General features: G+C 40.0%; 19 protein-coding genes and 3 pseudogenes. All 22 read left to right on the forward strand.

From position 1 onward, the window contains the following. Positions 1–59 precede the first annotated feature (59 nt). The 22 genes and pseudogenes from JCM19055_RS07985 to JCM19055_RS08075 all read left to right on the forward strand — a co-directional run bounded on the left by JCM19055_RS07985 (position 60) and on the right by JCM19055_RS08075 (position 14,573). Positions 60–1,782 (forward strand): annotated as a pseudogene (locus tag JCM19055_RS07985) (GMC family oxidoreductase). A 25-nt stretch (positions 1,783–1,807) separates the two neighbouring features. Continuing rightward, on the forward strand, positions 1,808–2,023 hold the full coding sequence (gene tatA, locus JCM19055_RS07990; protein ID WP_042359363.1) for a twin-arginine translocase TatA/TatE family subunit: 216 nt from the start codon (positions 1,808–1,810) through the stop codon (positions 2,021–2,023). A gap of 457 nt (positions 2,024–2,480) precedes the next feature. Further along, positions 2,481–2,735: a hypothetical protein gene (locus JCM19055_RS07995; protein WP_042359364.1), complete on the forward strand. Its 255-nt coding sequence runs from the start codon at positions 2,481–2,483 to the stop codon at positions 2,733–2,735. Positions 2,736–2,880: 145 nt separating this feature from the next. Next, a complete protein-coding gene (locus JCM19055_RS08000) occupies positions 2,881–3,504 on the forward strand; it encodes a LytTR family DNA-binding domain-containing protein (protein ID WP_052366093.1) in 624 nt (207 codons plus the stop codon). A gap of 17 nt (positions 3,505–3,521) precedes the next feature. Further along, a complete protein-coding gene (locus JCM19055_RS08005) occupies positions 3,522–4,247 on the forward strand; it encodes an ABC transporter permease (protein ID WP_042359365.1) in 726 nt (241 codons plus the stop codon). A 265-nt stretch (positions 4,248–4,512) separates the two neighbouring features. Then, complete coding sequence (locus tag JCM19055_RS28950; RefSeq protein WP_265181938.1) at positions 4,513–4,656, forward strand: hypothetical protein; 144 nt, start codon at positions 4,513–4,515, stop codon at positions 4,654–4,656. 267 nt (positions 4,657–4,923) lie between these two features. Further along, a complete protein-coding gene (locus JCM19055_RS27240; protein WP_193745361.1) occupies positions 4,924–5,100 on the forward strand; it encodes a DUF6440 family protein in 177 nt (58 codons plus the stop codon). A gap of 131 nt (positions 5,101–5,231) precedes the next feature. Then, positions 5,232–6,008 (forward strand): alpha/beta fold hydrolase, encoded by a 777-nt coding sequence (locus tag JCM19055_RS08010; protein ID WP_265181939.1) that lies wholly within the window; start codon positions 5,232–5,234, stop codon positions 6,006–6,008. Positions 6,009–6,210: 202 nt separating this feature from the next. Next, the gene (locus tag JCM19055_RS08015) at positions 6,211–6,609 is read left to right on the forward strand and encodes a VOC family protein (protein WP_042359366.1); all 399 of its coding nucleotides are present in this window, start codon (positions 6,211–6,213) and stop codon (positions 6,607–6,609) included. Between the two features lie 143 nt (positions 6,610–6,752). Continuing rightward, positions 6,753–6,914, forward strand: coding sequence for a DUF3923 family protein (locus JCM19055_RS08020; protein WP_370543047.1), 162 nt, complete (start codon positions 6,753–6,755; stop codon positions 6,912–6,914). A 131-nt stretch (positions 6,915–7,045) separates the two neighbouring features. Beyond that, positions 7,046–8,053, forward strand: coding sequence for a YncE family protein (locus tag JCM19055_RS08025; protein WP_042359368.1), 1,008 nt, complete (start codon positions 7,046–7,048; stop codon positions 8,051–8,053). 153 nt (positions 8,054–8,206) lie between these two features. Then, entirely contained in the window at positions 8,207–8,401 is a 195-nt protein-coding gene (locus JCM19055_RS08030) for a hypothetical protein (RefSeq protein WP_042359369.1), read from the forward strand. 18 nt (positions 8,402–8,419) lie between these two features. After that, a complete protein-coding gene (locus tag JCM19055_RS08035) occupies positions 8,420–8,818 on the forward strand; it encodes a hypothetical protein (protein ID WP_042359370.1) in 399 nt (132 codons plus the stop codon). A 569-nt stretch (positions 8,819–9,387) separates the two neighbouring features. Then, the gene (locus tag JCM19055_RS08040) at positions 9,388–9,756 is read left to right on the forward strand and encodes a saccharopine dehydrogenase NADP-binding domain-containing protein (protein ID WP_042359371.1); all 369 of its coding nucleotides are present in this window, start codon (positions 9,388–9,390) and stop codon (positions 9,754–9,756) included. 55 nt (positions 9,757–9,811) lie between these two features. Continuing rightward, entirely contained in the window at positions 9,812–10,174 is a 363-nt protein-coding gene (locus JCM19055_RS08045; RefSeq protein ID WP_152549808.1) for a hypothetical protein, read from the forward strand. Next, positions 10,108–10,488, forward strand: a complete 381-nt coding sequence (locus JCM19055_RS08050) for a hypothetical protein (protein ID WP_265181940.1) — start codon at positions 10,108–10,110, stop codon at positions 10,486–10,488. Before JCM19055_RS08045 ends, JCM19055_RS08050 begins: the two co-directional genes overlap by 67 nt. Before the next feature lie 358 nt (positions 10,489–10,846). Beyond that, entirely contained in the window at positions 10,847–11,185 is a 339-nt protein-coding gene (locus JCM19055_RS08055) for a hypothetical protein (protein WP_042359374.1), read from the forward strand. Next, entirely contained in the window at positions 11,160–11,681 is a 522-nt protein-coding gene (locus JCM19055_RS08060) for a hypothetical protein (protein ID WP_042359375.1), read from the forward strand. The genes JCM19055_RS08055 and JCM19055_RS08060 overlap by 26 nt, the downstream gene beginning before the upstream one ends. A 154-nt stretch (positions 11,682–11,835) precedes the next feature. Next, positions 11,836–12,532, forward strand: a pseudogene (locus JCM19055_RS08065) (response regulator transcription factor). Further along, positions 12,525–13,622, forward strand: a pseudogene (locus JCM19055_RS08070) (ATP-binding protein). The pseudogenes JCM19055_RS08065 and JCM19055_RS08070 overlap by 8 nt, the downstream one beginning before the upstream one ends. Before the next feature lie 94 nt (positions 13,623–13,716). After that, a complete protein-coding gene (locus JCM19055_RS27245) occupies positions 13,717–13,893 on the forward strand; it encodes a hypothetical protein (RefSeq protein ID WP_193745362.1) in 177 nt (58 codons plus the stop codon). Between the two features lie 17 nt (positions 13,894–13,910). Continuing rightward, complete coding sequence (locus JCM19055_RS08075) at positions 13,911–14,573, forward strand: M15 family metallopeptidase (protein ID WP_052366094.1); 663 nt, start codon at positions 13,911–13,913, stop codon at positions 14,571–14,573. Positions 14,574–14,591: the final 18 nt, after the last annotated feature.

Consider the following 14,591-nt stretch of genomic DNA (forward strand, 5'->3'; position numbering starts at 1 on the left):
GAACCAATTAGCTTACACGAACATCACAACTAAAAAAAGGATTGAATAAAATATGGCTATTGAATTACCGAAAAAAACAAGCCGTTGTCGTCGGTGTCGGTTGGGCAGGCGGAATTATTGCAGCTGAACTAGCAAAAGCAGGCATTGAAGTACTCGGACTAGAACGCGGTGCGGATCGAACTCCTGCAGACTTCATCATGCAAAAAGACGAACTTAAATATGCATTAGATCACGATTTAATGCAAGATCTTTCAAAGGAAACCGTTAGTTTCCGTAATGATAAAGATATGACTGCACTTCCAATGCGTCAAACAGGTTCATTTGTACTTGGTACAGACCTTGGTGGAGCAGGAATTCACTGGAATGGTCAAGCACCTCGTTTCTTCCCTTATGACTTTGAAATCCGTACACAGACGATCGATCGTTACGGCGAAGATAAGATCGAAGAAGGCATTACGTTACAAGACTGGGGCATTACATATGATGAGCTCGAGCCTTATTATACGAAATGGGAAAAAAACAGCGGGAATCTCTGGTGAGCAAAATGACATGACACCATGGATGTCTGAGGAATACCCAACACCGCCAATGAAAGAAACACCAGCAATTCGTTTATTTAAAGACGCTTCGGCTGAGTTGGGATTACACCCACATCAACGTCCATCTGCAAACCTTTCAGAGAATTATACGAACCCTGACGGTAAAACGATTTACCAATGTCAATTCTGTTCATTTTGTGAGCGTTTCGGTTGTGACTATCAAGCAAAGTCTGATCCATTAATTACTGTAATTCCAACAGCAGTTGATACTGGTAACTTTGAAATCAAAACGCATGCTAACGTCCGTGAAGTTGCACATGAAGACGGTCAAGCAGTCGGCGTTTACTATATCGATGGTAATGATGGACAACAGTATTACCAACCAGCAGATATGGTGATTCTCACAACGTACGTGTTGAACAACACTCGTCTTATGCTTCAATCAGGCATTGGTCAGCCATATGATCCAGAAACAGAAGAAGGTGTTGTAGGAAAGCACTACTGCTACCAAATCATGTCTGGTGCTCAAGGAATGTTTGAAGACAAGCAGTTCAACTTGTACGCTGGTGCGGGAGCTCTCGGTGGTGGAGTGGAAGACTACAATGCCGACAACTTTGACCATAGTGATCTTGACTTTATTCATGGCGGTGTTCTTTCATTAAACCAAACGGGAATTCGTCCAATTGCAACGAACCCAGTACCGCCAGATACAAAGTCTTGGGGAAGTGAGTTCAAGAAAGCTTCGACTCATTACTTCTATCGCACGCTTTCAATTGGTTGCCAAGGTGCAAGCATGCCATACCGATACAACTATCTTGACCTTGATCCGACGTATACAGACGAGAACGGTGACCCGTTACTTCGTATGACATATAACTTTACGGATCAAGATCGTAAGCTTGCTGCACATCAAGCTGAACGCTCTGAAGAGATCATGAAGCAAATGGGTGCAGATATCGTTACACAAACGAATCAAGCGACTGGTGACTATAACATTGTTCCATACCAAACGACGCATAACACAGGTGGAACGATCATGGGTGCTTCAAGTGAAACATCTGTTGTAAACAACTACTCTCAAGTATGGGATTGTGAAAATCTCTTCGTCGTTGGTGCTTCTACGTTTTCACACAATAGTGGTAACAACCCGACACCAACAGTTGGCGCATTAGCGTATCGAGCAGCTGAAGGAATGCTTGAGTACTTTGAAAACCCTGGAATCCTCGTTGAAGACGAAGATTAATCGATTTTAAAGGAGGGAAAATGAAATGAGTCCACTTAACATTGGAATTCCTAGTCTTATTCTAATTCTTTTATTGGCATTGCTTATTTTTGGACCCAAGAAATTGCCAGAGATTGGCGGCGCGTTTGGGAAAACCATTTCTGAATTCAAAAAGTCAACAAGCAAGCTCATGGATGATGACGTTGATCCTAAAGAGACACAAAAGATTGCTACAGATGAGCAAACTGATTCTAAAGCTTAAGCGTTGGTTTGGCTAAACCATTTAATAATTGAACGTTACTGAAAGATTGTACGGGTAAAGTAGAAACGTAAGTGTTCGCTTTACTCCGTGCAATCTTTTTTTATTTTATTAGTTGGTTTTTTAAGAATGGTTGCTTGCGAGTAAAGATACGAGCTTTGATGTGGTATCATGTGTTGGTAGTTAATCTACAGTTAGTTGTAGTTATATAGATTCTTTATGATTTCTTTAGTAAATCCATAAGAAATCTAATAGCATTTATAAAGAATGAAGTAATCCAACTCCATAAAAAAGACAAATCATAGAAATGATTAAAATACCCCACACTAAAGGGAGACTCCGATCTCTTTTCGAACGGATTCTACCACCGTTTAGACGTGAAATTCCTCTTTCTATGCAATACATAAGACGTTTTCGTGAGCGATTGTCATACTAAGAAGCTTAAAGGAGACCGATGTGGATGGCACTTACACTCAAAGGCTCAGGCAAAATAATCGGTAATAAAGAGCTGCTTCCTCCATTTGATTTGACTGTCCAGGATCATGACGTTGCAGCCATTCAAGCTGATATTGAACATATGGACGCTTTTTTTTGTCCCTTTTCGAACAGGATAAAAGTTACCTTGCGAATGAAATTATGTATGACGGGAACGCGGTTGCTGGACAGAAGGAGTTGTTTATCTATTCTCCAGATATGGGAGAATATCCTCGTCTAACACCAGAGAAAATGGTGCGCTTTTGGGGGCAATTGTATAACGTTGACTTTGATACCTCAAAAATCTTAACGTTAACCGAGCTCACTCACGTAAGAACGAAGAAAATAAAGCTACTCACGTATTATGAACAAAAAAAGGCTACAGTTTGCTCGAAGCCTCATTCAAAAAAACGAGGATCTATGTATTTAAAGAGCCAACGTACCAGTTGGATTTGCAATCCAAAAAGGTATTTAATCATGTTTTGGAAGAAATTAAGAAGATGCATGGTGTTGTCATTTTACTAACCTCATCATTAGAAGAAGGCATTCGCTTAGGGTCAAAAGTCTACAGATTAAATGACCGGGGAATGCAAGAAGTCGAACTTGATGAGGAAATCATCGAGCAAGAAGAAGTAAAAGACGAGATTCCGAACGATGAAGAACTGTTTCAACAACGATTTGAGAAGATTTCAGCGAAGACGGAAGATAAGTTTATTCTTTTTGATCCTTTAGAGATTGATTACATTGAAACGAGAGAACGTCAAACTGTTTTACACGTTAATAATGAAGAGTTCTATTCAACCGTTACAATGAAAGATCTAGAGACTAAGCTTTTACCGTATGGGTTTTATCGTTGCCACCGTTCGTACTTAGTGAATTTGCAACGAGTCAGGGAAGTCATCGTCTGGAGTAAGAACAGTTATAGTCTTACGCTCGATAGCCGAAATGAACAAGTCGTACCTTTATCGAAATCGAAGTACGGAGAGTTAAAAGCGTTACTAAATTGGTAAGAAGATGAGGGAAGCGCATGGACTTTAGACGAATTCGGATATTAATTCAGCGAGAATTTCAAGACATTATTTGGAATGGTCAAATCATGATTGTGCTCTTTAGTGCACTCATTATGGTTTCAACGGTGTATATCTTGAATCAATTCGGCTTTAATGTAGACCAATATGAGATTGTTTTCTTTAATGCAATTCCTTCTGTTTTAGGATTTATATCAGCATTTGTCGTTATGTACATCCAAGGGAATATTCTCGTTGAGGAACGAGAACATCGGACGCTAAAGGTGTTGAAATTATATAAAGTGAGCCGAGCTGAGCTCTTAGTCGCGAAGTCAACGATTACACTCGTGATTGCGATGGGACTATTAATTGTTGCGATGATTGTTTTTCGTTACGAGTTCTTACATGCAGTTGGTGGATTGTTGTTCTCGTTGCCGATGTTGTTTATGTTTCTCTTTTTAGGGACGCTCATTGCAGAGTATTCTAAGAACACAATTGAAGTGAGTCTGTACGGGTGGCCGATTATTATCGTTTATTTCATGCTAGAAGGAATCGTGAACTCGAACCTGGATGTAAACTTTATTAAAGCGTTCCCGAACTTTCATGTTACGCAAGGTTTTGACTATATACTGCGTGGAGAATGGGCAGCCGCCAGCCTTTATATTATCGTACCGGTATTCTGGGCCGTTTTGTTCTATTTGTTACTCAAAAAGAAGTGGAATGCCTCTGATCAACAGAATATGTAGTGAAAATGGTTGCTCATATGCCTCCGTTTAACCCGAATCTCCCTCCTTTCATGCACAATGTACTGCTAATACTCGTTTAATCGAGGATACTAAAGGCAGACATCGACGAAGGGAGTTTTTTTAATGGTACTTGAACAAATCCAAGAAACGTACTTCTCACTGTTACCATTTCTTGAAGGTAACGTACTTTTACAACTGATCTTTATTTTTGTTTTATCTCTCATTCCATTTTTTTGAATCATATGGGGCGATTCCATTTGGACTAATGTTAGGCTTCCCGACGATTCCGGTGATGATCGTAGCGATCATTGGAAACTGGGTTTCTGTTATGGCATTTATTTGGGGAATCGATAAACTCCGTTCAAAAATAAAAAGTAAAAAGAAGAAAAAAAGAAAAAGAACCGAGTAAACGAGCGATTCGTGCGAAACACTATTTTGAGAAATACGGAGTTCCGGGTGTTGCATTAGCCGGTATCTTACTAGCGTTTCATCTTGCAGCGGGAATTGCACTTGCAGCAGGAGCAAACCGAGCGTACGTCAGTCTTTGGATGACAATTGGAATTGTACTTTGGGCAGTGATCATCGGCGTATTATTTATTTCAGGGATCACCGTGTTTTCATAAGGATATACGTGTTTTAAGCTTTGTTAGTTCATTCAATTACGGAGGGATGTACAATGTCTAAAGCAAAACGGTTTACAGAAAAGGAAGTTCAAAACTATCAATATGGTCTAACGATGGTCATTGTCGACAACGTTACGGGCGTTCATTATTTGCAAACGTGGCAGCCACAAGGTGTTGGACTTACTCCTTTGCTTGATGAAAACGGAGAAGTGTTTATCGAGAAACCTTAACCACAAGTTTACGTTGACGACACGGGAAGCTGTAGCGTACATCCTACATAGGATTTACGCTTTTTCGTGATACATCAATTAAAACGCGTGTTACAATGACCACAAGTCGTTGTATGAAACGAGGGAACGCGGTGCCTTATGCAAACATGAAGGATGTTCAGCTTTACTATGAGGTATATGGAGAAGGTGAACCGATTGTTTTCACTCACGGAGCAACTTGGGACCACCTACAATGGAGACCGCAAGTTGAGCATTTATCACAATGGTACAAGGTAATTGTCTGGGATGTTCGAGGGCATGGCAAATCATCTTTACCTGCTGGGAAAGTGGATTCAAAAGATTTGGTCAAAGACCTTCTTGATCTTATTGAATATTTAGAGATTGAGCGAGTACACCTCTGTGGTTTATCAATGGGTGGCCATATTTCTTTGCAAGCAGCCATTCACGATCCTGAACGTGTTCTATCATTGATTCTTATTGGAACGCCCTATACGAATACATACAATTGGTATGAAAAGCTGTTCGTCCCAATCAATCGCTTTTCTAGCCGATTTATTCCGATGCGTTGGTTAGCGAAAATCCAAGCGCGCACTTTATCTACGTTTAATAAAGACAATAAAGCGTACATTGAAAATGTTGTGTCAGCGATGTCATTAACCGATTGGGTTCGCTTATGGGCAGCTGTCTCAAGAATGGAAAGTGGCGATCAATTAGCAGAAGTGAAGTGCCCAACGCTGATCTTACAAGGAGACCATGATCATATGATCAAAAGGCAACAAGCCGATTTAGCTCGTCAATTAGCCAACGCTAGACTTATGACGATTAAAGATGCACATCATGCTACGAATTTAGATAATGCTACTGACGTGAATGAAGCGATCGTCATGCACCTTAAGGAAATCGAATAGATTAAAAAAAAGTTAAGGATGATTCAATGTTTTTTCAAGAGAGTAATGTACCAAGGTCTGTATTACATAAAGCTTTATTTAGTGTGTTTGTCTTCTGGGGAACGTTGCTTCGATCCTTTTAGCTGCTGGTTTAATTGTATATTTTTTTAATGATTGTACTGTTTCATTGGATTGCTAAACGATCGTAATAGGGGGAGGCAAAATGAAACGTGGGTTGATTCATCATATTGAAATGTATGTTTCTGACCTAGAGAGGTCTACGGTGTTTTGGGGGTCATTGTTGGAAAGTTTGGGTTATTTCAAGAATCAACAGTGGGAGTTAGGTGTAAGTTGGAAGCTTGGTGACACGTACCTCGTTTTTGTGCAAACGGAAGAGCGTTATTTGGATGTAGCGTATCATCGTAAACGAACGGGACTCAATCACCTAGCTTTTTATGCAGACTCCAAAAAGCATGTCGATCAGCTAACACTACAATTAAAAGATCAAGGAGTCACGGTGTTATATGAAGAGCATCATCCTTATGCCGGTGGAGAGAATCATTATGCGGTTTATTTTGAAGATCCTGATCGAATTAAAGTTGAAATTGTAGCGCCTGAGTAATCAAATTTCTGAAGTACCGTATCCCATCAGTAGTTGGAATTTCAAAAAAAGAATCTGAGGTGTCTTGATGAAGATTTCATGGATTTTTTTGGTGGATTGTTACTGGTTTTTGGATCGCTATCTTTGCCATCGGAAGTTACTTTTTGACACAAAGAGAAGTCGATGGTGCAGGAGCCGTGCAGACGCCAGAAATTATCCTGCTCAATATTCTCGTCTTCGCATCCATCTTTATCTTACCGTTGCTTATTCAAATCGGTTGGTTAATTGTTATGTTTGTGTTGAAGAAAAAGGTTGCGGTTGCATAATGAGGTTCGGTTAAATGTGGAAAGCGATGAGGGTGTGAATAGCCTCATCGCTTTTCTAATTCGTGCTAGTCAAAGCACCTAAGAATAATGCCTAACATACCATAGTGAATGTTCTGGAGGAGGAATGATCGATGGTTAATAAAAGAGTGAAAATCGAGAACAACCTGATCAACGGACCAAGTACGATTGAACCACCACAACCCCCAACGTCTCCGACAATGCCAACATCACCTACATCGCCCACAGTACCAGCTGGACCAGATCTTCTTTATGTAGCAAATAATAACAGCAACAGTGTGAGTGTCATTGATACTGACCTTGAAAGCGTAATTGCTAACATATCAGGATTTAATGGTCCTACGTTTTTAGCTGCTGACGTAAATCTTGGTAACGTGTATGTGACGAACTATTTTGGAAGTAGCTTAGGGATTATTGACGCGAATTCAAACAACTTAGTGAATACAATTACGCTTCCTGGCAATCTGCCTAACGGCGTTGGTGTAAATCCGACTAACAATCGTGTTTATGTTACAAGTAATCCTCGAAACGTTACAGAGATTGATGGGACTACTGAAACCATCACTACTACGGTTGAAACGAATACTGGATCACCTCAAGATGTCGTGATTTCAGAGACACTTCAACGCTTGTACGTACCGATTTCTGGAAATGACCAACTTGAAGTATTCAACTCGGCCTCTTTAGTTAGAGAAACGATTATTACAGGACTATCACCACAAGGTTACCAAGCGAATATAAACCCGGTTACAAATCGTGTTTATGTTGCATCATTAAGTGGCGGGCTTTCTGTCGTTGATGGAGCGTCTAATACAGTGATCACAGTAGTGCCATTAGGAGCCCAAGTAACTGACGTTGATGTGAATGTGAGAACAAATATGGTTTATGCGGTTAGTCAAAATGTTATCTATAGTATTGATGGAACTAATAATCAGATTGTCGAACAGCTCCAAACACCAGGAAATTTAAGAGGGATTCGAGTGAACAGTGATAAAAACGTCGCTTACGTCACCCAACAAAGCTTGAACAACGTCTTAATCATCGACCTTGCTTCGAACGATATTGTTGCACAAATACCAGTCGGTCAAAATCCGTTTGGCATAGAATTCATTCAAACGTAAAAGCATAAAGAAAAGCACCAGCGATTTGTAAGGTGTTTTTCTTTATGTTTGTTACAACTCCATTAAAGTCTAAAATTTCAAATTACAATATGGTAAAATGACCTAGTTAAGTGAATGCGAGAACTCCAATTTAATTGATGGTGGGTTGAATATATGAAGGTGATTCGAAAAGATCTTAGGAAAATACTGTATGTTCTCATTGGTGTCGTTCTATTCCTCAATTACTTCAACTATTGGACATCCGTTGAAATGCTTAGCTTTATCATCGCAGTAGTAGGGTTTTATTTTGCTCAACAATTATTCCAAATGAATCGTGAATCTGAGCATTACCGACAAGGTTTATCATGACTAACGTGGAGGCGGATTATGGTTTCTAGAGTAGGCGTTGCAACGGTTAGTTGGCTTGCTGCCATCGGATTAATTTTAGTGATCGCATCAGAACAACTTGGTCCAAATGGTGTATCGTATACCAATCCTTTGCATCTTATTCAAACGCTTGGTTTTATTAGCTTAGTTTTTGTTATTCCTGTAATTTTAGCGTTGTTTCATCAACTTGTTATTCGGATCATCTCAGGCATATATCAGTTGTTTTTAGTATTCGTCTACTTATTCGTCGTGCTTTCAATGGTCATTGCAACGGATGGAATTCTTCTGATACTGGTCTCAATTATATGTACACTGGTTTGTTTAACGAGTGCAATTGTCACGTTTGCTGTTCGAACAGGACGTTCTAAGCGCATTCGATCGATGGCATTACCCGCATAGGATTAAGAAAGAAGTTCCTTTTCTACGCCTTAAGAGAAGGGGCTTCTTTATATTAAAAAAATTCACGCAAATCATTTTAACTATCTATACCTTTTTCTTAGAGAGGGGATGGGAAACTTGAACGATACAGCAGAAGAAATTCCAGCATTGAGATTTGCTTACGAACGAAGCATCGGTGAGTACGGCTCTTCGTAGCAAGCTGAGATGATGGAGTCATTTAAAGTGTGGATGAAGGAAAGGATTATAAGGGCAGCAGTGTACGACAGCGAAGGAAAAGTGTCGATACTGTGTAGGGATAATGGTTAGTAGGCAAGAACAGAACATAAATCCAGCCCATATCGGAATCTTTAATGGAGTACGCATTGCGTTTTTTTGTAATTGAGCACACAGAAGAGTCGCTTAAACAATGTAGAATCAACTACCTGAGATTGCTCAATCAGAGCAGTTCACGCTCCGAGCTGCACTAATAGTGAGCGTTATAAATGGCAGCGCGTTGAGCGGCACGTATGTGAACTGTTGTTGCCAATCGAATAGAAAAATATAAAAAAACAAGAAGAGGTACGGGTGGAATGGAAACGAAAACCATTGCAGTCATAGGAGGATATGGCCAAGTAGGAAGAGTCATTTGTGAGCGGCTACTGATGCAACATTCAAATAACGTAATTGCAGCTGGTAGAAGTATGAGAAAAGCAAAAGCCTTCTCAGAGGAGGTAGATAACAAGGTAACTCCTCAGCTCATTGATGTAATGAATACCGGTGACTATCCAGACTGGTTAAAAGACGTAGATCTATGTGTCATGTGTATCGAGCAGAAGCATCCGAATTTTATTAAGTTTTGTTTTCAACATCACATTGATTATATTGATATTTCTCCATCGTACGAATCACTCTCACAAGTAATGGTATTAGATGAGCTAGCAAAAAAAATCTCAGTCTAGCGCAGTCATAGGAGTAGGGCTATCCCCAGGTCTATCGAATCTGTTAGCTAGCCAATTGTCTAAGAAAATGGATCAAGTAGAACAGATTGATACGTACTTGATGTTAGGCATTGGTGAGGTTCATGGTCGTGATGGTGTAAACTGGTTATTAAATCACATACAAAAAGATTATGCTCTAATGGAAAACGGCACGGAAAAACGGGTAAAACCATTCAGTCACGGAAAAAGATCGACTTTTCATCATAGTATTGGCAAACGAACTGCGTATCGATTTAATCTTGCAGACCAACACATTTTGCAACAGACAGTTGACGTAACGAAGACGTCTTCGCGCTTTTTTATGACTCAAAGTTGGCGACTATCGGAATTGTCGTATTCAAGAAGCTTGGACTATCCTATTTGTTACGTGTGGAAGTAATGAAACGAGCGTACCGCATGTTTCTTTCTTTATCACTGAAACTGTTTGAGAAGTTACGCATTGGTACGGATTTGTATACTGTTAAAACAGTGGTGAGCGGTGTAAAACAAGGAAAAAGCGTTCAATATGAAGCGAGTATTACTGGAAACAATAATACGTTTATAACAGGAGAAGTGGCTGTTGCTGTTGTAAATTATCTACAGAGTAGTAAACAACGATCAGGAGTCGTTTATTTGGAAGAAATTATGGAGCTAAATGATGTGTTACCTCTCCTCGTTGAACGAGCCAATGTTATCTACATGGATCATTCATAACAGCAATAACGGTTTCGGGGTCCTAGAGAAAGGTGTGAGAGTATGAGATTACCGATCTGTACGTATTGCCAAGCCTCCTTTACATGGAAACAATGCATGGGACGAATCGATCGAAATCAGTGCGCGGCGTGTTAGGTGTGAACAGAATAACTAAGACGTCCAAAGTACTCATTATGATGCCATATGTAGTTGCGTTTTGTATTATGATTTTCGTTGCGTTTTTTTACGAGCCTGCCTGGTTATTTTAATGGGATATTCATCGTCGCATTTGTCTTTGTCAATCACTTGTTGTTCCAACCGTTCTTGTTACACTATACGAAAGAGCAAGATCTAGGCTTTTAGTTAAAGGGGGCGTTGGATGAATTTTGAAGGTTTACAGAAAAGACGGATACGTCGTGCGTTTATTATCGGGCACATTTTATCTGTGCTGACAGTTATTTTCGGTTTGTTATTGTATCAATTTTACGAGAATGCTACTCTCTTCGTGTCGTTAATTTCGTGGTTTATCACGATATTCGTGATGGCGGTGTTAACGTACGCCGGCGCATTTTGGCTTAAGCATTTAACGGCTGAAGGGGTCATGAGTGTTTCGCCAGACGAGCTTGAAGGATCTATGAAACCACTACTTGAAAGCTCACGGGTCATGGCGATGCGAGAAACTCACTGGCGATATGGAATTCATTTTTTTTACGGTTAAGGGTAAGCGGATAGCTTATGCAGAAGAAGTGAATGCATCGAACATGATTTTCATTGCGATTCTTAGAATTATTAACTTAAGAATTTGGATGAACATGACGTTTCAGTTCCATCTTTCTGAAGATGACAAGTACACGATTGAAAAGAAGTTCGGCTTGTGTCCTTTTTACTTAAAGGATTCCCAGGGCAATGTGATTGCGAAATTTACATACAAGTGGCATGAGTTGATTTTCTTGAAGATTCATTTGAAGGATCCGGACGGTACATATTTAGCGCTTTTAAACGCAGGGTTTCACGGTGATACGATTACCTTGCGAGATGTCCAAGATGAAGAGTGGATGAAAATTCGGGTCGGTGGTGTGCCGCAAGAATCATTAGCGCTATTTCCAAACGGGGGACATATCATCGATATTGCACACGGGTTATCAGAAGAGCGGCGTCTGCTCGCATTTGCTTCACTTGTGACCATCCATTCGTTTTATAATCTTCAAGAATAAAGAGGCATAGCGGGAGTAGCTCTCCCGCTATGCCTCTTCTTTGTGCAATCAAATAAAGTTAGGAAAAAGAGGAAAGATAAGGGAACGGTTGTGAAGCGGATATTTTTGGCTTACAGTTAGTAGGTTAATGAATGGTAAGGTTGAGGTGACTTGTATGGAAGGAACGATTTTAATTGTTGATGATGACCGAGAGATCTCTGAGCTCGTTTCGTATCAGTTGCGTCAAGAAGGTTATTCAGTTCTCATAGCAGGTGATGGGAAAGAGGCATTGCATCTCGTATCGAATCACATCGTTGATCTTATTATTTTAGATGTGATGATGCCAGAAGTGGATGGGTTTCAAGTCGCGAAGACGATTCGTGAAAAGAAAATGATCGTGCCGATTATTTTCTTGAGTGCGAAAACGAGTGATTTTGATAAAGTCCAAGGTCTCGTAATTGGAGCAGACGATTACATGACAAAGCCATTTAAGCAGATGGAATTGATCGCGCGAGTAAACGCTCATTTAAGAAGGTACAAAACGTTCCATCAGCAAACGGCTACTGAAGGTCACGTACTGAGCTTCGGTGATTTAGAAATTCTGGTTGATGAACATCGTGTCAATGTCGCAGGTGACGAAATTGTTCTTACGCCAAAAGAGTTCGCAATTCTAGTCCTCTTAGCAACGCATCCCAAAAAAAGTATTTAGTGCCGAGCGCATTTTAAATCGGGTTTGGGGAATTGATGAAGCGTATGGAACAAACACGGTGATGGTACATATTCGAACGTTACGAAAGAAAATTAAGGAACCTGAACGTCGTCATAAGCTGATCAAGACGGTATGGGGCGTGGGGTACACTTTCAATGGCTAGATATAAAAGTGGATTCCGCTTAAAGATGGTGTATACATTTGGTCTAAGTCTTTTGTTATCTGGGCTTAGTACGTATGTGATTTATCGCTTTTTACAAAACTATTATTATGATAATGCGGATTATGGTGGTGTGCTTTTTCGGGTTCGGTTGTTTATGAATATGGTGGGGGATTTGTATTTCTTCTTGCTTTTATTTATCCCAATCGCTATTTTGTTTTTCTTTATTTTGACGAAAAAAATACTCGGTTTACTTCTCAAAAATCTCGAGTGGTATTCATGATCTAGCGAATGGAGACTTTACGAAAGAAGTGAACATTCAATCGAACGATGAGTTCGAATCAGTAGCTACCGATATTAATACGGCGAAGAAGCAATTAAAAATGGCGATTGAAAAGGGAGAGTTCCAAGAGTCGAGTAAAGATTACTTGGTCGGGAACTTAGCGCATGACTTACGCACGCCGTTGACGTCATTAATTGGGTATTTAGAAATCGTCATGCAAGATGAGTCACTCACTGAACAACAAAAGCAACACTTCCTCAAAATTGTCCATACAAAGTCTCAACGACTAGAGCGGCTTATTGATGAGTTATTCGAAATGACAAAGTTGAACTACGGAAAAGCACCGTTACGTAAAGAAACGATCGACCTTACTGAATTACTTCAGCAGTTAACAGAAGAGATGTATCCGATTTTTCAAGCAGAGCATGTTGAAATAAGGTCTAACCTTCCTGCACCATTAATGATTACAGGTGATGGGAGCTTATTAGCAAGGTTATTTGAGAATTTATTATCAAATGCAGCGAAGTATGGCGCGGAAGGGTTGTACATCGATGTTGAAGGAATAGCAGTCGATGAAGAAGTCGTCGAGATACGCGTGATCAATTATGGCAACCGAATCATCCCCGAAGATTTACCTCACGTTTTTGATATGTTCTATACGGGTGATAAAGCAAGGATCATGAGGCGAGTCAACGTAGTGGGTTAGGCCTTTTTATTGCTCAGAACATTGCAGAACAACATGAAGGAAAGATCGATGTAGAAAGTGATGCGATAAAAACGACCTTTCGAGTTCAATTACCGAGTTCATAATCAAGACATTTAAGAAATCTTTAAGATTCTACACGTTTTCGTTAAGAACACTCTTTTATGATCATAGTAGATCGTAATTGAGGGAGTTTTTAACATGAGAACGTGGGTTTTATATGGCTTTTTTTTAGTGATTACAGTTATTGTGAGCATGATTTTATTTCAAGCAATCACAGATCATACATACGTGGACGTTCGTACAGCTTCCCACGAGTTTGAGGGACGTGAAATCACGATTGATTCAGACGAGGTGAATCAAGCAGTCTCGTTTTAGTTAATCAAGAATATCCGATGAATGATGAATTCGTAATCGAAGGTGACCTCGTCACGTTGTTTGAACAACAACAGGTAACAACCTTCTATTCGTTGTTAAATGAAAGAATTCAATTGCCTCTTCCGATTGCAGAGAAATTTAACCAAATGGTGAACGACGCAAATGAAGATGGTGTAGAGCAATTTCTGTTAACGAGTGGTTACCGGGACAACGAGGCACAAGCAAGACTGTATGATGAGAGAGGATCTGATTATGCAATGCCTCCAGGATTTAGTGAACATAACACAGGGCTAGCGCTCGACATTAGTAGTATGGAGGGGCCGATCGAATCTTCCACGGAAGGAAGATGGGTAGAGGAACATAGTTGGAAGTATGGATTTGTCATCCGCTATCCTAAAGGAAAAGAAGAGATAACAGGCATTCAATATGAGCCGTGGCATTTACGCTATGTCGGCATCCCTCACAGTGTGATTATGCATGAGAAAGGGTTCGTGCTTGAAGAATATATCGAATTCCTCGAAGAAGAAAAGTCATTAGTCGTAGAACTTGATTCAGACGAAGCCTATGCCATTAACTATTACCCAAAAGAACAGCTCGATCGTGTTGTCATTCCAAACGAGCAACCTTATAAGATATCGGGTACGAATAAAGATGGCGTTGTAGTGGTAGTTGAGCTGTAAAGTTACTATAGGTACAAT

The organism is Geomicrobium sp. JCM 19055 (genome assembly GCF_000698185.1).
GTDB classification, from domain to species: domain Bacteria; phylum Bacillota; class Bacilli; order Bacillales; family Marinococcaceae; genus Geomicrobium_A; species Geomicrobium_A sediminis.

Bases quoted from the DNA above. Each gene is read 5' to 3' on its own strand.
- JCM19055_RS08025 (WP_042359368.1), top strand. From the start codon at position 7,046: ATGGTTAATAAAAGAGTGAAAATCGAGAACAACCTGATCAACGGACCA.
- JCM19055_RS08075 (WP_052366094.1), top strand. From the start codon at position 13,911: ATGAATGATGAATTCGTAATCGAAGGTGACCTCGTCACGTTGTTTGAA.
- JCM19055_RS07995 (WP_042359364.1), top strand. From the start codon at position 2,481: ATGGCACTTACACTCAAAGGCTCAGGCAAAATAATCGGTAATAAAGAG.
- JCM19055_RS08055 (WP_042359374.1), top strand. From the start codon at position 10,847: ATGAATTTTGAAGGTTTACAGAAAAGACGGATACGTCGTGCGTTTATT.
- JCM19055_RS08060 (WP_042359375.1), top strand. From the start codon at position 11,160: ATGGAATTCATTTTTTTTACGGTTAAGGGTAAGCGGATAGCTTATGCA.
- tatA (WP_042359363.1), top strand. From the start codon at position 1,808: ATGAGTCCACTTAACATTGGAATTCCTAGTCTTATTCTAATTCTTTTA.
- JCM19055_RS27240 (WP_193745361.1), top strand. From the start codon at position 4,924: ATGTCTAAAGCAAAACGGTTTACAGAAAAGGAAGTTCAAAACTATCAA.
- JCM19055_RS08035 (WP_042359370.1), top strand. From the start codon at position 8,420: ATGGTTTCTAGAGTAGGCGTTGCAACGGTTAGTTGGCTTGCTGCCATC.
- JCM19055_RS28950 (WP_265181938.1), top strand. From the start codon at position 4,513: ATGTTAGGCTTCCCGACGATTCCGGTGATGATCGTAGCGATCATTGGA.
- JCM19055_RS08040 (WP_042359371.1), top strand. From the start codon at position 9,388: ATGGAAACGAAAACCATTGCAGTCATAGGAGGATATGGCCAAGTAGGA.
- JCM19055_RS27245 (WP_193745362.1), top strand. From the start codon at position 13,717: ATGAGAACGTGGGTTTTATATGGCTTTTTTTTAGTGATTACAGTTATT.
- JCM19055_RS08030 (WP_042359369.1), top strand. From the start codon at position 8,207: ATGAAGGTGATTCGAAAAGATCTTAGGAAAATACTGTATGTTCTCATT.
- JCM19055_RS08015 (WP_042359366.1), top strand. From the start codon at position 6,211: ATGAAACGTGGGTTGATTCATCATATTGAAATGTATGTTTCTGACCTA.
- JCM19055_RS08005 (WP_042359365.1), top strand. From the start codon at position 3,522: ATGGACTTTAGACGAATTCGGATATTAATTCAGCGAGAATTTCAAGAC.